The sequence below is a fragment of the Serratia sp. CC22-02 genome (genome assembly GCF_900182895.1).
In the GTDB taxonomy this organism is placed as follows: domain Bacteria; phylum Pseudomonadota; class Gammaproteobacteria; order Enterobacterales; family Enterobacteriaceae; genus Serratia; species Serratia nevei.
Genome location: NZ_FXUD01000009.1, coordinates 55,159 through 78,194, shown reverse-complemented (window position 1 = coordinate 78,194; position 23,036 = coordinate 55,159). Strand labels below are relative to the sequence as shown.

Below are 23,036 nucleotides of genomic sequence, written 5' to 3'. Positions count from 1 at the left end.
CCGAAAAACATGGCAGAGAAACGCAATATCTTTCTGGTTGGGCCTATGGGTGCCGGCAAAAGCACTATTGGCCGTCAGTTAGCTCAGCAACTCAATATGGAGTTCTTCGACTCCGATCAAGAAATTGAGCGACGTACCGGAGCTGACGTGGGCTGGGTATTCGACGTGGAAGGGGAAGAAGGTTTCCGCGATCGTGAAGAAAAAGTCATTAATGAACTGACGGAAAAACAAGGGATTGTGTTGGCGACCGGCGGCGGTTCGGTGAAGTCGCGCGAAACGCGCAACCGTCTGTCCGCGCGCGGCGTGGTGGTCTATCTGGAAACCACGATCGAGAAGCAGCTGGCTCGTACCCAGCGTGATAAAAAACGCCCGCTGCTGCAGGTCGATTCTCCGCCGCGTGAAGTGCTGGAAGCCTTGGCGAAAGAGCGCAATCCGTTGTATGAAGAGATTGCCGATGTCACCATCCGCACCGACGATCAGAGCGCTAAAGTGGTTGCTAACCAGATCATCAACATGCTGGAAAGCAACTGATTGCCGATTTTCGCGTTCGCCGTCGGCCAATGCGGAAAACTGATTTGTGTTCCCCGCCGCTGCGGGGATCAACCACCGCCGCACCATACAGAGAACTGAGCGCGACATGGAGAGAATTACTGTAACGCTTGGGGAGCGCAGCTACCCGATTACCATCGCCGCCGGATTGTTTAACGATCCGGCTTCTTTTATGCCGTTGAAGGCGGGTGAGCAAGCGATGTTGGTCACCAACCAGACCCTGGCGCCGCTCTATCTGGAGCGCGTCCGGCAGGTGCTGGAGCGGGGCGGCGTCGTGGTGGATCAGGTGATCCTTCCCGATGGTGAGCAGTACAAATCTCTGGCGGTGTTGGAGCAGGTGTTTTCGGCGCTGCTGGAAAAACCGCACGGGCGCGACACGACGCTGATCGCGCTCGGTGGCGGCGTTGTCGGCGATCTGACCGGCTTTGCCGCCGCGTGCTATCAACGCGGCGTGCGCTTCATTCAGGTTCCCACCACGCTGTTGTCGCAGGTGGATTCTTCCGTGGGCGGCAAGACCGCCGTCAACCACCCGCTCGGCAAAAACATGATCGGCGCTTTCTATCAACCCGCTTCGGTGGTGGTTGATCTGGATTGCCTGAAAACGTTGCCGACGCGTGAACTCTCTTCCGGTCTGGCTGAAGTCATCAAATACGGGATCATCCTCGATCGCGAGTTCTTCGTCTGGCTGGAAAACAACATCGATGCGCTGATGGCGTTGGATATGCAGGCGTTGGCCTACTGTATCCGCCGCTGCTGCGAGCTGAAGGCCGAGGTCGTGGCCGCCGACGAACGCGAAAGCGGCCTGCGCGCCTTGCTGAATCTGGGCCATACTTACGGCCACGCCATCGAAGCCGAAATGGGCTACGGCGTATGGCTGCACGGCGAAGCGGTGGCTGCGGGCATGGTGATGGCGGCGGAAACCGCGCACCGTCTCGGCCAGTTCTCCGTTGAAGACATCGAACGCATCAAAACGCTGCTGCTGCGCGCCGGCTTGCCGGTCTGCGGGCCGCAGGAAATGACGCCGGAATCCTATTTGCCGCACATGCTGCGCGACAAGAAAGTGCTGGCGGGTGAACTGCGTCTGGTGCTGCCGACCGCGATCGGTGCGGCCGAAGTGCGCGGCGGCGTAGGGCATGAACTGGTGTTGGCGTCGATCGCCGCCTGCCTGCCTGAGCAGCAGCGTAATTAAATCGGACCAAGTAACAGTGGCTTAGCCGCCATTTGCATCTATATTAATACAGTGAGCAGAGCACGACGGGTGTCGCTTTGCCATCATCGGGTTAATCTGCCCGTGCCACGGTAGGTCTACGGTGGTGGGCTTTTGCCTCTAGTTGGAGGGTTTCAGATGGACGAGTTTAAACCGGAAGACGATCTCAGACCTGATAGCAGCGATCGTCGTCCTACGCGTTCGCGCAAGCCGGCCGCCGCGCCGCGCTTCGCCGTTTCGCGCCAGCATTTGATGATTGGCATCGGCATTTTGGTGCTGTTGCTGCTGATTATCGGCATCGGTTCCGCCTTGAAGGCGCCGACCAAGCATGAGGCGGCTCAGGATAGCGGCGCGCAAAACGGCGCGGCTCGCGACATCAACCTGTCCGGCTCTTCGTCGCTGACCACCGCCAACAACGGCGTGCCGGGCGGCACGACGGATACCCACGATAACAACGGTGTGAGCGCGACTCAGCCGCAGCAACCGCAGAACGTCAGCGTTCCGCCGATCTCCGGCACGCCGACCGAAGCGCAAACTCAGCCTCAGCAGGGCGGTGCGCAGCAGCGCGTCGATCTGCCGGGCAACATGGCGGATGCGCTGTCGCAGCAGCAGGGGCAGGTGGATGCCGCAACCCAGGGCATGACCGGCGCAGCGTCGACGTTGCCGACTGCACCGGCAACGGTGATGAGCGGCGCTGCGGCGCGCGAGGCGACGCGCCCTGTGCAAGGCACCACGCCGCAACAGCATAAAACGCCGGCGAAAACCGCCGCCACCAAACCGACCGCGACGCAGCATAAATCACCGACTACGGTGTATACGCCGCCGGCCAAGCCGTCTTCCACCGCGAAAGCGGGAGCGGTCAGCAGCAGCGGCAGTTCGCTGCAGTCTGCACCGGGCAGCCATTACACGCTGCAGCTGAGCAGCGCTTCGCGTTCCGATACGCTGAACGCCTACGCCAAACAGCAGAAGCTGCAGAACTACCTGGTGTACGCCACCAAGCGTGACGGCAAGCCGTGGTATGTGCTGGTAAGCGGCAACTACGCGTCTTCCGCGGAAGCGAAGCGCGCTATTGCTTCGTTGCCGGCGGATGTACAGGCGAAAAAACCATGGGTCCGACCTGTACATCAGGTACAGCAAGATCTTAAAAAATAAATCATTTAAATTTGTGCGCTGATGTGCTGTCTGAAACAGAGTACAATCCGCCGCTCTGAATTGTATAAGTAGCTAATTGACGGCATGAAGAAAAACCGCGCTTTTTTAAAATGGGCTGGTGGAAAATACCCGCTGGTAGACGAGATTCGTCGCCATCTGCCGGCGGGAGACTGCTTAATCGAGCCCTTCGTGGGTGCGGGATCCGTCTTCCTGAATACGGATTACGACGCCTACATTCTCGCCGACATCAATAGCGATCTTATCAACCTGTATAACATCGTTAAGCTGCGCACGGATGACTTCGTGCGCGATGCCCGCACGCTTTTCGCCGATGAATTCAATAACTCGGATCAGTTTTACCTGCTGCGAGAAGAGTTCAATACTAGCACCGAGCCTTACCGCCGGGCGCTGCTGTTCCTGTACCTGAACCGCCACTGTTATAACGGCCTGTGCCGCTATAACCTGCGCGGCGAGTTCAACGTACCGTTCGGCCGCTACAAGAAACCGTACTTCCCGGAAGAAGAGCTCTACTGGTTTGCTGAAAAATCGCGCAATGCCACTTTTGTCTGCGAGCATTACCGCGATACCATGGCGAAGGCCGTGGCCGGCGCCGTGGTGTATTGCGATCCGCCTTATGCGCCGCTGTCGGCGACGGCGAATTTCACCGCTTACCACACCAACAGCTTCAGCATCGCCGATCAGCAGAGCCTGGCGCAATTGGCGCATCAGCTCTCGGTAGAGAGCCGGGTACCGGTATTGATCTCCAATCACGATACCGAGCTGACGCGCGACTGGTACCAGAATGCTGCGCTGTATGTGGTGAAAGCGCGCCGCACGATCAGCCGCAATATTCTCGGCCGCAGCAAAGTGAACGAGCTTTTGGCGCTGTATCGCTAAGCCGGGGCACCCCGGCGCATAACAACTCGACCCTACGTTTGGAGAAGCGGATGAAAAAGTTTTTGATTGCCCCGTCCATTCTGTCGGCAGATTTTGCCCGGTTAGGTGAAGATACCGCCAACGTGCTGGCCGCAGGCGGCGACGTGGTGCACTTCGACGTGATGGACAACCACTACGTGCCCAATCTGACCATCGGTCCGATGGTGTGCGAAGCGCTGCGCAACTACGGCATTACCGCGCCGATTGACGTGCATCTGATGGTCAAGCCGGTGGACCGCATCGTGCCTGATTTCGCCAAGGCCGGCGCGTCTTATATCTCTTTCCACCCCGAAGCTTCCGAGCATGTCGATCGCACCATTCAGCTGATCAAAGAGCACGGCTGTAAAGCCGGCCTGGTGTTCAACCCGGCCACGCCGCTGAGCTATCTCGACTACGTGATGGATAAAATCGACGTGATCCTGCTGATGTCGGTTAACCCGGGCTTCGGCGGCCAGTCGTTCATCCACGGCACCCTGGACAAGCTGCGCCAGGTGCGCAAGCTGATCGACGACAGCGGTCGCGACATCCGCCTGGAAGTCGACGGCGGGGTGAAGGTGGATAACATCGCCGAAATCGCCGCTGCGGGCGCCGATATGTTCGTCGCCGGTTCCGCCATCTTTGGCCAGCCGGACTACCGCAAGGTGATCGACGAGATGCGCAGCGAGTTGGCGAAGGTTTCCCATGGCTGATTTCGGCGCGATCCGCGCATTGGCCTTCGATCTGGACGGCACGCTGGTCGACAGCGCGCCGGGCCTGGCGGCCGCCATCGATATGGCGCTGGAAGAAGCGGGCCTGCCGCAAGCGGGTGAGGAGCGGGTTGGCACCTGGATCGGCAACGGCGCCGACGTGCTGGTGCAGCGCGCGCTGCGCTGGGCGGAAGCGGAAGGCACGCCGGAACAGTGCGGCCGGCTGCGTGAACGCTTCGACCATTTCTATGCGCAGACCGTCGACAGCGGTAGCCGCCTGTTCCCGCAGGTGCAAGAGACGCTGGCCCGACTGGCCGCGCACGGCTACCCGATGGCGCTGGTGACCAACAAGCCGACGCCGTTCGTGGCGCCGCTGCTGGCATCGTTGGGGATTGGCGACTATTTCTCGCTGGTGATCGGCGGCGACGACGTGACGGAAAAGAAACCGCACCCGGCGCCGTTGTATCTGGTGCTCGGCAAGCTTGGGCTGCGCGCGCATGAACTGCTGTTCGTCGGCGATTCACGCAACGATATTCAAGCCGCGCAGGGCGCCGGTTGCCCAAGCGTCGGCTTTACCTACGGTTATAACTACGGCGAATCGATAGCCCTGAGCCACCCCGATCGGGTGTTGGAGCGCTTCGCCGATTTGTTGCCCGCTCTTGGGCTGTCATCTTTAGAGAATCAGGAAATTTAAACATGAGTAAGCCCATCGTATTTAGCGGCGCGCAACCGTCCGGCGAACTGACCATCGGCAACTACATGGGTGCGCTGCGTCAGTGGGTGCAGATGCAGGACGACTACGACTGCATCTACTGCATCGTCGATCTGCATGCCATCACCGTGCGCCAGGACGCCGAGAAACTGCGCAAAGCCACGCTGGATACGCTGGCGCTGTACCTGGCCTGCGGTATCGATCCGGAAAAAAGCACCATCTTCGTGCAGTCGCACGTGCCTGAGCACACGCAGCTGAGCTGGGTGCTGAACTGCTACACCTATTTCGGCGAACTGAGCCGCATGACGCAGTTCAAAGACAAATCCGCGCGCTACGCGGAGAACATCAACGCCGGGCTGTTCAGCTATCCGGTGCTGATGGCGGCGGATATCCTGCTGTATCAAACCAACCAGGTGCCGGTGGGCGAAGACCAGAAGCAGCACCTGGAACTGAGCCGCGACGTAGGGCAGCGTTTCAACGCGCTGTACGGCGACGTGTTCAAAGTGCCGGAGCCGTTTATTCCTAAATCCGGCGCGCGCGTGATGTCGCTGCAGGAACCGACCAAGAAGATGTCCAAGTCGGACGATAACCGCAACAACGTGATCGGCCTGCTGGAAGATCCGAAAGCGGTGACCAAGAAGATTAAGCGCGCAATGACCGACTCGGAAGAGCCGCCTGTCGTGCGTTACGACGTGGTCAACAAGGCGGGCGTCTCCAACCTGCTGGATATTCTCGCCGGCGTGACCGGCAAGAGCATCGCGCAGCTGGAAGCCGAGTTCGAAGGCCAGATGTACGGCCACCTGAAAGGCGCGGTGGCGGAAGCCGTCTCCGGCATGCTGGGTGAGCTGCAGGAGCGCTATCACCGCTTCCGTAACGACGAAGCCTATCTGCAGCAGGTGATGCGCGACGGCGCCGCCAAGGCCCGCGCACGCGCGCAGGAAACCCTGGCGAAGGTCTATCAGGCCGTCGGTTTCGTACCGCCGCAGGCGTAACGCCAGCGAAAATAAAAAAAGCGGCCACGGGCCGCTTTTTTTATGTCGGTATCACGCCATTTGCGCCAGGCCGGCAGGCGGTACCTCGCTGGCGAACCAGTTGAGTTTGCTGCGCAGGCTGACCACGCTGCCGACGATGATCAGACTGGGGCTGGCGGCCTGCAGTGACAGGGCGCCCAGTTGGCCGAGTTCGCCTTCGATCACCCGCTGGTGGCAGGAAGTGCCGTTTTCTACCAGCGCCACCGGCGTGGTGGCCGCCAATCCATTCGCTATCAGCTGGCGTTGGATCTCCGCCGCCTGCGACAGCCCCATATAGAACACCAGCGTCTGTTGCCCGGCGGCCAGCGTCGCCCAGTCCAATCCGCCGTCGGCCTTGGCGTGGCCGGTCACCAGGCGCACGCTCTGCGCATGGTCGCGGTGGGTAAGCGGGATACCGCTGTAGGCGGAACAGCCGGAGGCGGCGGTGATGCCCGGAACCACCGAGAACGGCACGTTGGCGTCCGCCAGCGTCTCCAGCTCTTCGCCGCCGCGGCCGAAGATAAAGGGATCTCCCCCCTTCAGGCGCACCACGCGTTTGCCTTGCTGCGCCTGCTGCAGCAGGATTTGGTTGATTTGCTCTTGCGGCACGCAGTGGTGGCCGGCGCGTTTGCCGACGAAGATGCGTTCGGCGTCGCGGCGCACCAGCGTCATGATCTCTTCGGAGACCAGCCGGTCGTAAACCACCACGTCGGCCTGCTGGATCTGCTGTAGCCCTTTCAGCGTCAGCAAGCCGGCATCGCCCGGCCCGGCGCCCACCAGCACCACTTCACCGCGATCTTCCGGCTGTTCGCTGAACAGCTGCTCGAGCTGGCGTTCGGCCAGCGTGGCGTCGTCGTTGGCCAGCGACTGCGCCAGCCGATCGTGGGCGAATAACCGTTCCCAGAAGCGACGGCGCGCGCCGAGGCTGCTGAAGCGTTGTTTTACCCGCTGCCGCAGCGAGCCGCCCAGCTGGGCCAGCTTGCCGAGGTGCTGCGGCAGCATCGCTTCCAGCTTCTCGCGCAGCAGCCGCGCCAGCACCGGCGCTTTGCCGCCGGAGGACACCGCCACCATGATCGGCGAACGATCGATGATTGACGGCATGATAAAGCTGGCGCGTTTCGGATCGTCCACCACGTTGCAGAACACCCGCTGCCGGTTGGCGCACTGATACACCAGTGCGTTGACCTCCAGCCGGTCGGTGGCGGCGATCACCAGCCATTTTTCCGCCAGCAGGGCCGGGCTGAATTCGCCTTCGGCCAGCGTCAACCGGCCTTCTTCCGCCCACAGGCGGAACTGCGGGGTGAAGTCCACGGCGTTGACGGTCAGCGCTGCGCCGGCGTCCAGCAGCAGGCGCGCCTTGCGTTCGGCGATCTCGCCGCCGCCCACCAGCAGGCAGGCTTTATGTTGCAGTTGGCAGAAAATCGGCAGGTAGTCCATCGGCACTCCTCGGGGTAATCAGTGTGGGGGCGAAATGCGCCCCCGAAAACTCAGGCGGTCTGACGTGCGGCGGCTTTCGCCGCCTGCGGGCGTTCGGCGCGCGGCGTGGCGTACCAATACCCCAGGCCCATCAGCACCGAGCCGGACAGGATATTGCCCAGCGTCACCCACAGCAGGTTGTGGCCGATGCCGGTGAGGGTATAGGCCTCGCTGTGGTTGCCGAACCAGGAGAGGGCGAACAGCGTCATGTTGGCGACGGAGTGTTCGTAACCCGAGGCGATAAAGGCCAGCAGGCACCACCAAATGGCGATGAACTTGGCGGCGCCTTCTACGCGGATCGCCATCCAAATCGCCAGGCAAACCAGCCAGTTGCACAGCACCCCCTTGAAGAACAGGACTTCGGCCGGCGCGGTGGTTTTCGCCAGCGCGGCGCTGTGCACCAGGCTGGTATCCACCGGCAGCAGGCTGCCGCCGCCGTAGTAATACATCAGCGCCACCAGCACCGAGCCGAGCAGGTTGCCGAGCCAGGTTTGCGGCAGCACCGCCCACATCTGGGTTTGGCGGATGGTGCCGGCCTTGACGCCGAGCGTCAGGAACATCGTATGGCCGGTGAACAGCTCGGAACCGGCGATGATCACCAGCGTCAGCGCGATGCCGAAGGTGGCGCCCATCACCAGCGGTCGCACGCTTGGGTCGACCAGGTTGCCGAGGGTGAAGATCAGGATGATGCCGAGGCCGACGTAGGCGCCGGCCATCGCCGAGCTGATCCAGAAGCCGAGCGGGCTCTCCTTCGCCAGTCGGACGATGCGCGCCGCGTTGGCGGCGCATTTATTGATCGTGTCGGTAAACATGTTGCCTCCCGAAAGGTTATGCCGCGACTTGTACGATGCCGTCGACCACCCGGCTGGTGAAGCTGGCGACGGAACGGCTGTCGTCTTCCAGACAGTGGCCGTCGTACAGGCGGAAATGTTGTTTCTTCAGCGGGCTGGCGACCCACAGCTCGCCCTGATGCTCGGCGATGAGGCCGCGCGACAGCACGCTGGCCTGGGCGAACGGGTCGATATTGCTGATGGCGAACACCTGCTCGTCGGCATAGGGGCGGAACACCGCCACCTGCCGATCGCCGATCAGGGCGCACACGCCGGTGCCGGGCAGAATGTCGGCGACGGGACAAACGGTAATCCACTGGCTCATGCGTGGCTCTCCTCGGTATCGATCAGGGTGACGGGAATGCGCTCGTCCGGGCGCGCAGGGCGGTGCTGGTCGCGTTCGGCCACCACCTGCACATTCGGATCGCGCAGCGGGCTGTTGATGAAGTGGGCGAAGCGCAGCTGCGTTTCCGGATGCTCGACGGTCTCTTTCCACTCGCAAATCACCGCGTCGCGCAGGCGGGCGATCTCCGCTTCCAGTTGGTCGTTGATGCCGAGCTTGTCGTCGATGATCACCTTGCGCAGGTAGTCGATACCGCCTTCCAGGCTTTCCAGCCACACCGAGGTGCGCTGCAGTTTATCGGCGGTGCGGATATAGAACATCATGAAGCGGTCGAGATAGCGCACCAGCGTCTCGCGATCGAGGTCGGCGGCCAGCAGGTCGGCGTGGCGCGGTTTCATGCCGCCGTTGCCGCAGACGTACAGGTTCCAGCCGTTCTCGGTGGCGATGATGCCGACGTCCTTGCCCTGCGCTTCGGCGCATTCACGGGTGCAGCCCGAGACGCCGAACTTCATTTTGTGCGGGGTGCGGATGCCTTTGTAGCGATGTTCCAGCGTGACGCCGAAACCGACGCTGTCGCCGACGCCGTAGCGGCACCAGGTGCTGCCGACGCAGGTTTTCGCCATGCGCAGCGCCTTGGCGTAAGCGTGGCCGGTTTCAAAGCCGGCGGCGAGCAGCTTGCGCCAGATGGCCGGCAGATCGTCTTTCTGCGCGCCGAACATGCCGATGCGCTGCGAGCCGGTCATTTTGGTGTAGAGATTGTACTCCTTGGCGATCTGGCCAATGGCCAGCAGGCCGTCCGGGGTGATTTCGCCGCCGGCGGAGCGTGGGATCACCGAGTAGGTGCCGTCTTTCTGGATATTGCCGAGGAAGTTGTCGTTGGTATCCTGCAGCGGCGTATGCTGCGGCTTGAGGATGTATTCGTTCCAGCAAGAAGCCAGCAACGAGCCGACGGTGGGTTTACACACTTCGCAGCCGTAGCCTTTGCCGTATTTGGCCAGCAGCGCCTCGAACGACTTGATGCCTTCGACGCGGATCAGGTGGAACAGCTCCTGGCGCGAATAGGCGAAGTGTTCGCACAGGTGGTGGTTGACCTCGATGCCTTGCTTGCTCAGCTCGGCGTTCAGCACTTGGGTGAGCAGCGGGATGCAGCCGCCGCAGCCGGTGCCGGCCTTGGTTTCGGCCTTCAGCGCCGCTACGGTGTGGCAGCCTTTGCTGACTGCCTGGATGATGTCACCTTTGCTGACGTCGAAGCAGGAGCAGATCTGCGCGCTTTCCGGCAGCGAATCCACGCCGATGGCCGGTTTGCTGCCCGCGTGGGCCGGCAGGATCAGGCCGTCCGGGTTCTCCGGCAGTTCGATGCCGTTCAACGCCAGCTGCAGCAGGTTGCCATAATCGCTGGTGTCGCCCACCAGCACCGCGCCGAGCAGGGTTTTGTTGTCGGCGCTGACCACGATGCGTTTGTAGACTTCTTTGCTTTCATCCAGATAAACGTAGCTGCGGGCGCCCTCGGTGCGGCCGTGGGCATCGCCGATGCCGCCGACGTCCACGCCCAGCAGCTTCAGCTTGGCGCTCATGTCGGCGCCCTGGAAGCCGTTTTCGCGGCCCAGCAGGTGATCGACGGCCACCTGCGCCATTTTGTAACCCGGCGCCACCAGGCCGAAGGTGCGATCGCGCCAGGCGGCGCACTCACCGATGGCGTACACGTCCGGATCCGACGTCTGGCAGCTGTCGTTGATGGCGATGCCGCCGCGGCGGCCAATCTCCAGCCCGCACTGACGCGCCAGCTTGTCCTGGGCGCGGATGCCGGTGGAGAACACGATGAAATCCACTTCCAGCAGGCTACCGTCGGCGAAATGCATGGTTTTGCGCGCCGTGCCGCCGCCGTTGACGATCTCCTGGGTATTTTTGCCGGTGTGTACCTTGACGCCCATGCGCTCGATCTTGCGGCGCAGCTGGTCACCGCCCATCGGGTCGAGCTGTTCGGCCATCAGCACCGGAGCGAACTCGATCACGTGCGTTTCCACTCCCAGGCTTTTCAGCGCGCCGGCGGCTTCCAGCCCCAACAGTCCGCCGCCGACTACCGCACCGCGTTTGCTGCGGCGCGCGCAGGCTTCGATGGCGTTCAGGTCTTCGATGGTGCGGTAAACGAAGCAGTCCTGGCTATCCGAGCCTTTAATCGGCGGGATCCACGGATAGGAGCCGGTGGCCATGATCAGCTTGTCGTAATAGACGGTGCGGCCGGTGTTGGAGTGGATCACCTTCTCGTCGCGATTGATGGTGATAGCGCGCTCGCCGACCAGCACTTTCACGCCGTGTTTTTCGTAAAAGCCTTCGCGCACCAGCGACAGCTCTTCGGCGGTGTGGTGCGAGAAGTAGGAGGAAAGGTGCACGCGATCGTAAGCGATGCGTGGCTCTTCGCAAAATACGGTGATTTCGAACTGGTCTTTGTCTGCTTTATCCAACAGATCTTCGATGAACCGGTGGCCGACCATGCCATTGCCGACGACGGCAAGTTTGACTCTGCTCATTATTGCCTCAAAATTCTGGTTTCCTAGGCTTACCTTATCTCTCCCGATGGGCAATTTATTGATGCAAATCAATCACACCCTTATATACCTCTAACGTGGTATATGGATGATTTTTCACGTTTTTTGATAAGTTGCGGATTTTATTCACCTTTAGCTGAAGCGAGTCAGTTTGCATGCAAATTACCCCACAGGGAGTAAACACAGGGGGTAGGCAGGCAACGGCGACTTTGTCAGCGCGATCCGCTGCCAGTATGATGAAGAAAACCAGCGCAACGGCAGAGGTGAAGGGTGGCGAAACGTCCATTGAAGTTTATCGACAACCTGCGTTTAAGCGGGCATGAAGGGTTGTGGCAACTGGCGATCGAACAGGGGCGCATCGCGCATCTGGTGCCGCAGCCGGAAGGGCAGGAGTGGCGCAGCGACGTGTTGGATGCGCAGGGCGGGCTGGCGTTGCCGGCGTTCGTCGAACCGCATATTCACCTGGATACCACGCAAACCGCCGGTCAGCCGGCCTGGAACCAGTCCGGCACGCTGTTCGAGGGCATTGAGCGCTGGGCCGAACGTAAAGCGTTGCTGACCCATGAAGACGTCAAACAGCGCGCCTGGCAAACGCTCAAGTGGCAGATCGCCAACGGCGTGCAGTATGTGCGCACCCACGTCGACGTTTCCGATCCCACGCTGACCGCGCTGCGTGCCATGCTGGAGGTGAAGCAGGAGGTGGCGCCCTGGGTGACGCTGCAGATCGTCGCCTTCCCGCAGGAGGGGATCCTTTCCTATCCTAATGGCGAAGCGCTGCTTGAAGAGGCGCTGCGGCTGGGGGCCGACGTGGTGGGTGCCATTCCGCACTTCGAGTTCACCCGCGAATACGGCGTGGAGTCGCTGCATAAGGCGTTCGCGCTGGCGCAAAAATACGATCGGCTGGTGGACGTGCACTGCGATGAAATCGACGACGAGCAATCGCGCTTCGTCGAGACCGTGGCGGCGCTGGCGCTGAAGCTGGAGATGGGGGCGAAAGTTACCGCCAGCCACACCACGGCGATGCACTCTTACAACGGCGCTTACGCCTCGCGGCTGTTCCGCCTGCTGAAAATGTCCGGCATCAACTTCGTCGCCAACCCGCTGGTGAATATTCACCTGCAGGGACGTTTCGACAGCTACCCGAAACGGCGTGGCGTGACGCGGGTGAAGGAGATGCTGGAGGCAGAGATCAACGTCTGCTTCGGCCATGACGACGTGTTCGATCCCTGGTATCCGCTCGGCACCGCCAACATGCTGCAGGTGCTGCATATGGGGCTGCACGTGTGCCAGCTGATGGGCTATGGCCAGATCGACGATGGGCTGAAGCTGATCACCCACCACAGCGCGCGCACCCTTAACCTGAGCGACTACGGCCTGGCGGCCGGCAACAGCGCCAACCTGGTGATCCTGCCGGCGGAAAGCGGCTTCGACGCAGTGCGCCGCCAGACGCCGGTGCGTTATTCGATTCGCCAGGGAGCGGTGATCGCCGAAACGCGGCCGGCGGAAACCACGCTGCATTTGCAGCAGGATGAGACGGTGGATTTTCGGCGCTAAGGCGCAAAAAAAGGGCGCCTTGCGGGCGCCCTTGATGTATTTGATGCGAAGACGTTAGTGCGTCACGTGACCGTGGCTGCGGTGCTTGGTTACGAAGCCCAGCAGCAGACACATCACGAACACTGCCAGGTACAGGCCGTTGGCGGTGGTCAGCGCTGCGTGCGCGCCGCCTTTCGCCACGATCGGGCCGGTGACCACGAAGGTCAGCATGGTGCCGATGGTGCCGCAGGTCAGGATAAAGTTGACCAGCTTCGGTGAGGAGACCTTGGTCTGCAGCGAGCCGAGGGTGATCAGCGTGGTGTAGATGGCGCTGGAAACGAAGCCCAGGGCCATGATGTAGTAGCCCAGGTGCTCCGGGTTGTCGGTGCTGACGAACAGGTACATCGCGCCGGTAGCCAATGCGGCCAGCACGGTAACGATGCGCTGCAGATCGAAGAAGCGCAGGATGAAGCTGAACACCCACATGCCGACCATGTAAGAGGTCCAGAAGTCGCTCACCAGCTTACCGGCCTGGCCGATGTCCATGTTGAACGACTTGGTGGCGTACTCAGGCACCCACTGAATGAAGCCCAGCTGGCCGAGGATGTAGCACAGTGCGGCGATCGACAGGAACAGCACGCCGATGCCCCATTTTTCTTTTTCGACCGGCTGACCGGCGTCGGCGCCTTTCTTGCCCAGCACCGGGAATTCGGAGCACAGGGTCAGCACGAAGATCCCCACGTACAGCAGGCCGATGCAGGCATAAACCCAGTACCAGCCGATGTGGCGAGCCAGCAGCATCGCGGCGACGATCGGGAAGATCATCCCGGCCATGCTGAAGAAGGAGTCGGTGAACAACAGGCGTGAACCGCGCTGGCGGCCGGCATACATGTGCGTGATCAGGAAGGTGCCTATCGACATGGTGATACCGCTAACCACGCCGAGGATAAACATGCACAGCGAGAACATGGTCAGGCTCTTGCCGAGCATCAGCCCTGCGACCGCCAGCACCATCAGGACAAAGCCGAAGATCAGCTGACGCTTCAGCGGGATGATTTCCATCAGCCAGGCATTGAGGAAGATCGAAATCAAAATACCGGCGTTGAGGAAAGTAAAGGTGTTACTCATGCTGGAAACCGGCAGGTTAAAGTACTCTGCAATGTTTCCCATCACCATCCCTGTGACGATCACTAAAGCACCGGTCAGCGCGTACGAAAAGAAGCTGATCCAGGTAAGCCGTATGCGGTTACTGTCATTCATTGTATAGGCCTGAATATGTCTGTTAGAGGTTTTAAAGCTGGCATAAGGCCGCTGGCTTTTCCTGACAAACGCAGAAAAAAGTCCCGATCAGGCCACCAGGGGGCGGATCCTAGCACAGACAACGGGATTTTTTGTGATGGCTGTCGATTTTTTGATGTAACCCATGAAGGGGTGATGCGCATTATTGTGATCTATTTGCGTACCGTCACAATGGAATCACGGTTGACGATCGTCGGCTCAAACCGGTGCGCCGGGGTGGCGGGGTCGATCAGCCTGCGCGCCGCGTATTGGGCCATCTCGCTGATGGGAAAATGGACGCTGCTCAACGCCGGGCGCACGAAAGGCGCGCGTTCGCCGCTGTCGTAGCAGATCAAGGAGATATCTTGCGGTACCCGCAGGCGGTGCTCGTTGATCGCCAGCAGCGCGCCGATCGCCATCTCTTCGTTGCAGCAGTAGATGGCGCTGGGCCGCGAGGCTTGCTGCAGCAGTCGATCGGCGCAGCGGTAACCGCTTTCCAGATCGTAGACGCCCTCCAGGCAGGCCACCGGTTCGATATTCGCCGCCTGCATTGCCTCTTCAAACCCCTGCAGCCGCAGGCGGCTCGACGGGCGCTCACGAGGGCCGCTGATGCAGGCGATGCGCCGGTGCCCGGCATCGAGCAGTTGCTGCGTCGCCATGCGGCTGGCGAGCGGGTGATCGAAGGTGACACAGCGGGCTTCCAGCCCCGGTACCAGACGATCGAGCAACACGAAATCACGTTGTTCCGCCGCCAATTGGCGCAGCCGATCGTCGCTGAGAAAACGCACGTGCAGGATCACGCCGTCGCAGCGCAGGCTAAATAGCCGCTGTATCGCCTGCCATTCGTTTTCGGCGCTGTTGCGGCCCTGGGTCACCAGCAGCTGTTTGCCGTGGGATTCGGCCTCGGTCTGCACGAAGTCCATCAGCGCGCCGAAGAAGCCGCCGCGGTACGACGTGGTGACCAGTCCGAGGGTATTGCTGTGGCTGGAGGCGAGCGCGCGGGCCGCCGGGTTGGGGGTATAACCGAGCTGGGCGACGGCGCGTTCAACCTTCTCGCGGGTCGGCGCCTTGACGTTGCTGTCGCCGTTCACCACGCGCGATACGGTGGCGCGCGAAACGCCCGCCAGCGCCGCGACATCTTCCAGTGTCACCATCGTCCCACTCCTGAATTACGGCTAAAAAAATGGGTTCGGCGCGCCGAACCCCTGTCTGGCTGCGTATAGCCGCTTACCTGAACTGCGGCAAATACGGCGCGTTTATCGTCAACACCTCGTCCAGCAGCGGCTGCGCCAGGTTGGCGTTGCCCACTAACGGGTTGGCGATCAGCGCCAGCAACCCGCTGCGGCGATCGCCGTGCACCGCGGCTTCGATGGTTAGACGTTCGTAGGCTTTCACCTGCTGCGTCAGGGCCTGCATCGGCTCCGGCAGCGGGCCGAAGGTCAGCGGGTGTGCGCCCTGAGCATCGACGATACAGTTGATTTCTATCACAGCATCGTCCGGCAGGCCATGGATTGCGCCGCGGTTTGCGGTGTTGACCACTAATTGCGTGCCGAGATTATTATGGATAGCACGAATCAGCTCCAGCGCAACTTCGGAATAGAAAGAACCGCCGCGGAAGCTGAGCTGCTCCGGTTTCGTGTTTAACTGCGGATCGGCATACAGCTCGAACAGCTCTTTTTCTACCTGCATCACCTGCTCGGCGCGGGTACCGCGCTCGCCGGCGGCGGCCATCTCTTCCGCCAGCATCTCGCGGGTCTGGTAAAAATAGCGGTGGTACGGGCAGGGGATCGCGCCGAGCGCGCGCAGGAAGTCCGGCTGCCAGGGCTCTTCCTTGATGTTGTTCATGGTCAGCGCCGCACCGTCGCACAGCATGTCGATCACCTTGGCGGTGACGTCGCGCCCCAGGTGCGTGACCTGATGCACCCAGACCATGTGGTTCAGGCCGGCGAACTGCAGCTGTACGTCGGCGTAAGGCGCCTGCAGCATGTTGGCGATCATGTGATGCATGCTGATCGGCACGTTGCACAGGCCGATGATCTTCGCTTTGGTAAAGCGAGACACCGCCTCGGTGACGATGCCGGCCGGGTTGGTGAAGTTGATGATCCAGGCGTCGGGTGCCAGCTTTTCCACCCGGCGAGCGATATCCAGCATCACCGGGATGGTGCGCAGCGCTTTGGCGAAGCCGCCGACGCCGGTGGTCTCCTGGCCGAGCAGCTGATATTTCAGGCCCAGCCGTTCATCGGCGGCGCGTGCCGGCAGTTGCCCGACGCGGAACTGGGTCAGCACGAAAGCGGCGTCGCGAATGGCGTCGTCCAGCGCGAAGTGCACGCTGACCTTCACCTGCTCCAGCCCGTGGCGCGCCAGCATGCGGCGGGTCAGGGCGGCGATGGTTTCCACTTTTTGCCGGCCCGGTTCGACGTCCACCAGTGCCAGTTCGGTGACCGGCAGCTCCTCGATGCGCTGGATCAGCCCGTCCACCAGTTCGGGGGTGTAGCTGCTGCCGCCGCCGATCACGGCGATTTTGAGCGTGCTCATGGGCGGCCCTCCGTCTGCGACTGACGGCGATAGAGCTCGATCATGTCGTCGGCCAGATCCTGGATCACCATGGCGTTCATCAGATGGTCCTGCGCATGCACGGTGATCAGGTTGATCGCCAGCTTGCCGCAGCCTTCGTCCAGGCCGATCAGCTCGGTCTGGATCAGGTGCGCCTTCTTCACCCATTCTTTGGATTCGGCCATGTGCTTGGCCGCGGCGGCGAAGTCGCCGGCGCGCGCTTGCCGCAGCGCCATCAACGCATTGCTGCGCGCGCTGCCGGAGAACACCAGCAGTTCCATGATGGTGCTTTCAAACTCGGGGCTGACTTCAGTCATCAATTCACTCACGTCATTTCTCCAGGGGTTGCGCGGCGACGCCGCCGTGGGATGCTTCAGTATCCGTTCTTTTTATAATGAGAGCGCTCTCATTTAAATAGAGTAACGACAATGCGTGTGCAAACTGGGAGGCAGATCGCAAAAACCGACCCAGGGTGGCGCGGGGCAAAAAATGCGTGATGCGGTTGGCAAAAAAGCCTTCTGCGCCCATACTTTCCGCAGCAAAATTCAGGGCCGCCTAGGATATGTCCCGTAATTGGGTAAATATAGGTAAATGGCTGGCACTTGCCGATACAGCTCTTTAGAATCAAAGCGCTTTTCCGTTGTTTGTCTCTCAGAGAAAGGACCCGTTAATGTTCAAACGTACTTTAGTGACCTTCGTCGCGCTGTGTTCCCTGACCGCAGTGGCGCCAGCCGCACTCGCCGCCGGTGAGACCCACGTCATGCTGACGACCTCGGCGGGGAATATCGAGTTGGCGCTCGACAGCCAGAAGGCACCGGTTTCCACCCAGAACTTCGTCGATTACGTGAACAGCGGGTACTACAACAACACCATCTTCCACCGCGTGATCCCGGGTTTTATGGTGCAGGGCGGCGGTTTCACCGCTGACATGCAGCAAAAATCCACCAAGGCGCCGATCAAGAACGAAGCCGACAACGGCTTGCGCAACCTGCGCGGCACCATCTCGATGGCGCGCACCGCCGACAAGGACAGCGCCACCAGCCAGTTCTTCCTGAACGTGGCGGATAACGCCTTCCTGGATCACGGCCAGCGTGACTTCGGCTACGCGGTGTTCGGCAAAGTGGTGAAAGGCATGGACGTGGTGGACAAAATTGCCCAGGTGCCGACCGGCAACGTCGGCCCTTACCAGAATGTGCCGACCAAACCGGTGGTGATTCTGTCGGCCAAGGTACTGCCGTAAGTTTTTTGGCCGATCCCGCCGGGGTCGGCCGCTCCTTCCTCCCGAAGCCTTGCCTTCATCACTGTTTTCTCCTGCGCCCCATGCTCTAATCGGCAGACAATAATCAGACCGGAAATCCGGCGTTCGCCCTTTGTTGTCTCTGGATGAGTTGCTGCCATGTATGAATTTAACCAGGTGCTGTTGCTGCTGCAGCAGATGTGCGTCTATCTCGTTATCGCCTATCTGCTGAGCAAAACCCCGCTGTTCATCCCGCTGATGCAGGTGACCATCCGCCTGCCGCACAAGCTGCTGTGCTACGTGATCTTCTCGGTGTTCTGCATCATGGGCACCTATTTCGGGCTGCACATTCAGGATTCGATCGCCAACACCCGCGCGATAGGCGCGGTCCTGGGCGGGCTGCTGGGCGGGCCGTCGGTGGGCTTTCTGGTCGGGCTGACCGGTGGCCTGCACCGGTATACGCTCGGCGGCATGACCGATGTGGCCTGCGCGATTTCCACGGTGTCGGAAGGCCTGGTCGGCGGCATCGTGCACAGCATCGCCATGCGCCGGGGGCGCATCGAGCTGCTGTTCAATCCGCTGTTCGTCGGCGGCGTGGCGCTGGTGGCGGAAGTGCTGCAGATGGCGATCATCCTGGCGGTGGCGCGCCCCTACGACGAAGCGTTGCAGCTGGTGGAGCACATCGCGCTGCCGATGATGATCGCCAATACCGTCGGCGCGGCGATGTTCATGCAAATCCTGCTGGATAGGCGCGCGATGTTCGAAAAATACACCAGCGCCTTCTCTTCCAAGGCGCTGAAGATCGCCGAGCGCACCGAGGGCATCCTGCGGCAGGGGTTCGATCAGGAGAACAGCATGAAGGTCGCCCGGGTGATCTATCAGGAGCTGGGCATCGGCGCGGTGGCGATCACCGATCGCGACAAGCTGCTGGCGTTTATCGGCATCGGCGACGATCATCACCTGCCGGGCACGCCGATCGCCTCGGTGCATTCGCATCGCGCCATCGACAACAACGAGGTGGTGTACGCCGACGGTAATCAGCTCTCTTATTGCTGCTCGATCAACCCGGCCTGCAAGCTGGGTTCGACGCTGGTGATCCCGCTGCGCGGCGAAAACCAGCGGGTGATCGGCACCATCAAACTGTACGAACCGAAAAGCCAGCTGTTCAGCACCATCAACCGTACGCTGGGCGAAGGCATCGCCAGCCTGTTGTCGGCGCAGATCATGGCCGGACAGTACGAGCGCCACAAGCAGCTGCTGGCGCAGTCGGAGATCAAGCTGCTGCATGCGCAGGTCAATCCGCATTTCCTGTTCAATGCCTTGAATACCCTGGTGGCGGTGATCCGCCGCGATGGCGAGCGCGCCTGCGATCTGGTGCAGTCCCTCTCGACCTTCTTTCGTAAAAACCTCAAACGCTCGGATGACGAAGTCAGCCTGGCGGATGAGATTGAACACGTGAAGGCCTACCTGCAGATCGAGAAAGCGCGCTTCGCCGATCGGCTGGAGATCGCGGTATCGCTGCCGGAGGCGCTGTTGGCGGTGCGGCTGCCGGCGTTCTCGCTGCAGCCAATCGTCGAAAACGCCATCAAGCATGGCACCTCGCATCTGTTGGGCGTGGGTCGCATCGAAATCGGCGCCTGCTGCGAAGGCGAGCATCTGCTGCTGCAGGTGACGGACAACGCCGGGCTGTTCCAGCCGAAACCGAACTGCAGCGGGCTGGGGATGAATCTGGTGGATAAACGCATTCGCGTGCGCTACGGCGAAGGCTATGGCGTGCAGGTGGATTGCCGGCCGGACGCCTACACCCGCATTACGCTCAATGTCCCCATGGAGAGGGCCGCCTGATGTTAAACGCACTGATTGTTGACGATGAACCTTCCGCGCGCGACAACCTGCGCCATCTGCTGGAGGCCGAGGCGGAGATCGCGATTATCGGCGAATGCGCCAACGCCATCGAAGCCATCAGCCAGATCCACCGGCTGCAGCCGGACGTGGTGTTTCTCGATATCCAGATGCCGCGCATCAGCGGGCTGGAAATGGTCGGCATGCTGGATCCCAACCGCATGCCGCACATCGTGTTTCTGACCGCCTACGACGAATACGCGGTGCAGGCGTTCGAGGAGCATGCCTTCGACTATCTGCTGAAGCCGGCGGAGCCGAAGCGGCTGAGCAAGACGCTGCAACGCCTGCGGCAGCGCAGTGCACCGCAGGACGTGGCGGCGCTGGAAGAGAGCGCCGGTTACCTGAAATACATTCCCTGCACCGGCCACAGCCGCATCTATCTGCTGCGGTTCGACGAAGTGCTGGCGATCCGTTCCAAACTGAGCGGGGTCTTCGTGGTGCGCAGCGACGGCATGGAGTGTTTCACCGAGCTGACGCTGCGCACGCTGGAAAGCCGTACGCCGCTGGTGCGCTGCCATCGGCAGTATCTGGTCAACCTGGAACAGGTGCGCGAGATCCGCTTCGAAGAGGGCGGCTCGGCGGAAATGATCATGTCGGCCGGCGATCCTGTACCGGTCAGCCGACGCTATTTGAAGGCGCTGAAAGAGCAACTGGGGCTGCGGGGGTGACGCAGGTCTTAGGGGGATTCTGAAAAGACAGGCATCATGGGCATCCCGACGGCGCCCATTTTGTTTGTCCTTGACGGGGTTACGCGGCGCTTATAGCTTTATTGCATCAACAGGCGCGTTTCGCGCTGCGTCAGCGTCAAAGGAACAGAAAATGAGTGAACCACGGATTATCGCCAAAGCGATGAAAGACGGAAAACCGGAGCAGGATCTGGTGATTTTGCCGGCGTTGGCCAACCGCCACGGGCTGATCACCGGGGCAACCGGCACCGGCAAGACGGTGACGCTGCAGAAAATGGCCGAACAGTTCTCGCGCATCGGCGTGCCGGTGTTCCTGTCCGACGTGAAGGGCGATCTGTCAGGCATCGGCGCCGAGGGCGTGCCTTCCGAGAAACTGCAGGCGCGCCTGGCGGCGATCGGCGTCACCGACTGGCAGCCGCAGGCCTGCACCATTATCCCGTGGGATATTTACGGCGAAAAGGGCCACCCGATCCGCGCCACGATTTCCGATCTCGGGCCGCTGTTGCTGGGGCGCCTGTTGGATCTGAACGAGGTGCAAAGCGGCGTGCTGCAGCTGGTGTTCAAGATCGCCGATGACAATGCGCTGCTGTTGCTGGACATGAAGGACCTGCGCGCCATGGTGCAGTTCGTCGGCGACAACGCCAAACAATTCCAGACCCAGTACGGCAATATCTCTGCCGCGTCGATCGGCGCCATCCAGCGCGGATTGCTGACGCTGGAAGAGCAGGGCGCCAACCAGTTCTTCGGTGAGCCGATGCTGGACATCAACGATCTGATGAAAACCGACGCCAACGGTCACGGCGTGATCAACCTGCTGGCGGCGGACAAGCTGATCAATCAGCCGAAGCTGTATTCGGTATTCCTGCTGTGGCTGCTGGCCGAGCTGTTTGAGCACCTGCCGGAAGTGGGCGACCCTGAACAGCCGAAGCTGGTGTTCTTCTTCGATGAGGCGCACCTGCTGTTCAACGATGCGCCGGCGGCGCTGTTGACCAAGATCGAACAGGTGGTGCGTCTGATCCGCTCCAAAGGCGTCGGCATTTACTTCGTCACCCAGAACCCGCTGGACATTCCGGACAGCGTGCTGGGCCAGCTGGGCAACCGCGTACAGCATGCGCTGCGCGCCTTTACCCCGCGCGATCAGAAGGCGGTGAAGACGGCGGCGCAAACCCTGCGCGCCAATCCGGCCTTCGATGCCGAAACGGCGATCACCGAGCTGGGCGTGGGCGAAGCGCTGGTGTCATTCCTCGACGAGAAGGGCCGGCCTAACGTGGTGGAGCGGGCGATGGTGATCGCGCCGGAATCCAAAATGGGCATGCTCGGTGCGGAAGGGCTGAACAGCGCGATCAACAAGTCGCCGCTGTATGGCCGCTATGAGGATATGATCGATCGCGAATCCGCCTACGAGAAGCTGTCGTCGGGTGGCTTCGCCACCGTCGGCACCCCGCAGCAGGGGCAGCAACCGCAGGCGCAACAGCAACAACAGCAGGCGGGCGGCGGCCTGATGGACGGCCTGAACGAGCTGCTGTTCGGTTCCACCGGCCCGCGCGGCGGCAAGCGCGACGGCATCGTCCAGACCGCCGCCAAGAGCATGGCGCGCGATCTCGGCCGCCAGATCCTGCGCGGCGTGCTGGGGTCGATCACCGGCGGCCGTAAAAAGTAAGCGGAAATTATCGTCGGCAGCGGCGGGTTAAATCAGTACACTGTGGCGGCATTTTTCTCTGCCGGACCTAACATGCTGCTGCTGATCGATAACTACGACTCCTTTACCTATAACCTTTACCAGTACTTCTGCGAATTGGGCGCCGAGGTGCTGGTGAAGCGCAACGATGAGCTGCAGCTGGCCGATATCGAGCGGCTGGCGCCGCAGCATCTGGTGATTTCCCCTGGCCCCTGTACCCCGAACGAAGCGGGTATCTCGCTGGCCGCCATTCGTCATTTCGCCGGCAAGCTGCCGATCCTCGGCGTGTGCCTGGGGCACCAGGCGCTGGGGCAGGCGTTCGGCGCCGAGGTGGTGCGCGCCCGCGCGGTGATGCACGGCAAAACCTCGGCGATTCGTCACCTGGGCGTCGGCGTGTTTCGCGGCTTGAGCGATCCGCTGACCGTGACCCGCTATCACTCGCTGGTGCTGAAAGCCGATACGCTGCCGGACTGCTTTGAAGTGACCGCCTGGAGCGAGCGCGACGGCGTGCGCGACGAGATCATGGGCATCCGCCACCGCACTTTGGCGCTGGAAGGCGTGCAGTTCCATCCGGAAAGCGTGCTCAGCGAGCAGGGCCACCAGCTGCTGGATAATTTCCTCAAGCGTTAATTCCGGTGCGTTTTTTTCGCCCGTCAGGCGTTTTGCGTTTGCGCTTGATTGGTTTTTTATGCATATTTCGTGATTATGTTTTCAATCTAACA

The 23,036-nt window shown here is 61.3% G+C and carries 21 protein-coding genes; 13 read left to right on the top strand and 8 right to left on the bottom strand.

Features of this window, described 5'->3' with window-relative positions:
- Positions 1-9 precede the first annotated feature (9 nt).
- The 7 genes from aroK to trpS all read left to right on the top strand — a co-directional run bounded on the left by aroK (position 10) and on the right by trpS (position 6,234).
- Complete coding sequence (gene aroK / locus QOL81_RS22835) at positions 10-531, top strand: shikimate kinase AroK (protein ID WP_004391482.1); 522 nt, start codon at positions 10-12, stop codon at positions 529-531.
- Between the two features lie 106 nt (positions 532-637).
- Positions 638-1,738: a 3-dehydroquinate synthase gene (aroB, locus tag QOL81_RS22830; RefSeq protein ID WP_060424528.1), complete on the top strand. Its 1,101-nt coding sequence runs from the start codon at positions 638-640 to the stop codon at positions 1,736-1,738.
- Between the two features lie 156 nt (positions 1,739-1,894).
- Positions 1,895-2,908 (top strand): SPOR domain-containing protein, encoded by a 1,014-nt coding sequence (locus QOL81_RS22825; RefSeq protein ID WP_060424531.1) that lies wholly within the window; start codon positions 1,895-1,897, stop codon positions 2,906-2,908.
- An 84-nt stretch (positions 2,909-2,992) separates the two neighbouring features.
- Positions 2,993-3,805 carry an adenine-specific DNA-methyltransferase gene (gene dam / locus QOL81_RS22820; RefSeq protein WP_038878140.1) on the top strand — a complete coding sequence of 271 codons (813 nt, stop codon included), beginning with the start codon at positions 2,993-2,995 and terminating at the stop codon, positions 3,803-3,805.
- A gap of 50 nt (positions 3,806-3,855) precedes the next feature.
- Positions 3,856-4,533 (top strand): ribulose-phosphate 3-epimerase, encoded by a 678-nt coding sequence (rpe, locus tag QOL81_RS22815; RefSeq protein WP_019456160.1) that lies wholly within the window; start codon positions 3,856-3,858, stop codon positions 4,531-4,533.
- Positions 4,526-5,224, top strand: a complete 699-nt coding sequence (locus tag QOL81_RS22810) for a phosphoglycolate phosphatase (protein WP_038878137.1) — start codon at positions 4,526-4,528, stop codon at positions 5,222-5,224. Before rpe ends, QOL81_RS22810 begins: the two co-directional genes overlap by 8 nt.
- A gap of 2 nt (positions 5,225-5,226) precedes the next feature.
- Positions 5,227-6,234, top strand: a complete 1,008-nt coding sequence (gene trpS, locus QOL81_RS22805) for a tryptophan--tRNA ligase (RefSeq protein WP_025304534.1) — start codon at positions 5,227-5,229, stop codon at positions 6,232-6,234.
- A 51-nt stretch (positions 6,235-6,285) separates the two neighbouring features.
- On the opposite strand, the gene cysG is transcribed toward trpS, so the two are convergent.
- From cysG to nirB, 4 genes are read right to left on the bottom strand one after another with little or no spacing between them, the layout of a single operon-like run.
- Entirely contained in the window at positions 6,286-7,689 is a 1,404-nt protein-coding gene (gene cysG, locus QOL81_RS22800) for a siroheme synthase CysG (protein ID WP_060424534.1), read from the bottom strand.
- A gap of 50 nt (positions 7,690-7,739) precedes the next feature.
- Entirely contained in the window at positions 7,740-8,540 is an 801-nt protein-coding gene (gene nirC / locus QOL81_RS22795; RefSeq protein ID WP_060424537.1) for a nitrite transporter NirC, read from the bottom strand.
- Between the two features lie 16 nt (positions 8,541-8,556).
- Positions 8,557-8,883, bottom strand: coding sequence for a nitrite reductase small subunit NirD (gene nirD / locus QOL81_RS22790; RefSeq protein WP_038878129.1), 327 nt, complete (start codon positions 8,881-8,883; stop codon positions 8,557-8,559).
- Positions 8,880-11,429 carry a nitrite reductase large subunit NirB gene (gene nirB / locus QOL81_RS22785; RefSeq protein ID WP_197757757.1) on the bottom strand — a complete coding sequence of 850 codons (2,550 nt, stop codon included), beginning with the start codon at positions 11,427-11,429 and terminating at the stop codon, positions 8,880-8,882. Before nirB ends, nirD begins: the two co-directional genes overlap by 4 nt.
- Positions 11,430-11,732: 303 nt before the next feature.
- Here nirB and QOL81_RS22780 point away from each other — a divergent pair, with 303 nt between their 5' ends.
- A complete protein-coding gene (locus tag QOL81_RS22780) occupies positions 11,733-13,001 on the top strand; it encodes a cytosine deaminase (protein WP_207188402.1) in 1,269 nt (422 codons plus the stop codon).
- 54 nt (positions 13,002-13,055) lie between these two features.
- Here QOL81_RS22780 and tsgA read toward each other — a convergent pair whose 3' ends face one another.
- The 4 genes from tsgA to QOL81_RS22760 form a co-directional block, all read right to left on the bottom strand.
- Positions 13,056-14,240, bottom strand: coding sequence for an MFS transporter TsgA (gene tsgA / locus QOL81_RS22775; RefSeq protein WP_033636290.1), 1,185 nt, complete (start codon positions 14,238-14,240; stop codon positions 13,056-13,058).
- Positions 14,241-14,431: 191 nt separating this feature from the next.
- Positions 14,432-15,412: a LacI family DNA-binding transcriptional regulator gene (locus QOL81_RS22770; protein ID WP_070914492.1), complete on the bottom strand. Its 981-nt coding sequence runs from the start codon at positions 15,410-15,412 to the stop codon at positions 14,432-14,434.
- A 73-nt stretch (positions 15,413-15,485) separates the two neighbouring features.
- Positions 15,486-16,793, bottom strand: coding sequence for a 6-phospho-beta-glucosidase (locus QOL81_RS22765; RefSeq protein ID WP_060424544.1), 1,308 nt, complete (start codon positions 16,791-16,793; stop codon positions 15,486-15,488).
- A complete protein-coding gene (locus QOL81_RS22760) occupies positions 16,790-17,128 on the bottom strand; it encodes a PTS lactose/cellobiose transporter subunit IIA (RefSeq protein WP_038878111.1) in 339 nt (112 codons plus the stop codon). Before QOL81_RS22760 ends, QOL81_RS22765 begins: the two co-directional genes overlap by 4 nt.
- Before the next feature lie 353 nt (positions 17,129-17,481).
- Here QOL81_RS22760 and ppiA point away from each other — a divergent pair, with 353 nt between their 5' ends.
- The 5 genes from ppiA to QOL81_RS22735 all read left to right on the top strand — a co-directional run bounded on the left by ppiA (position 17,482) and on the right by QOL81_RS22735 (position 22,944).
- A complete protein-coding gene (gene ppiA, locus QOL81_RS22755; RefSeq protein ID WP_060424547.1) occupies positions 17,482-18,051 on the top strand; it encodes a peptidylprolyl isomerase A in 570 nt (189 codons plus the stop codon).
- Positions 18,052-18,207: 156 nt separating this feature from the next.
- Positions 18,208-19,893, top strand: coding sequence for a sensor histidine kinase (locus QOL81_RS22750; protein WP_060424549.1), 1,686 nt, complete (start codon positions 18,208-18,210; stop codon positions 19,891-19,893).
- On the top strand, positions 19,893-20,618 hold the full coding sequence (gene btsR / locus QOL81_RS22745; RefSeq protein WP_060424551.1) for a two-component system response regulator BtsR: 726 nt from the start codon (positions 19,893-19,895) through the stop codon (positions 20,616-20,618). The genes QOL81_RS22750 and btsR overlap by 1 nt, the downstream gene beginning before the upstream one ends.
- A gap of 151 nt (positions 20,619-20,769) precedes the next feature.
- Positions 20,770-22,296: a helicase HerA-like domain-containing protein gene (locus QOL81_RS22740; RefSeq protein WP_033649312.1), complete on the top strand. Its 1,527-nt coding sequence runs from the start codon at positions 20,770-20,772 to the stop codon at positions 22,294-22,296.
- A 72-nt stretch (positions 22,297-22,368) separates the two neighbouring features.
- Entirely contained in the window at positions 22,369-22,944 is a 576-nt protein-coding gene (locus QOL81_RS22735) for an aminodeoxychorismate synthase component II (protein WP_049198366.1), read from the top strand.
- Positions 22,945-23,036: the final 92 nt, after the last annotated feature.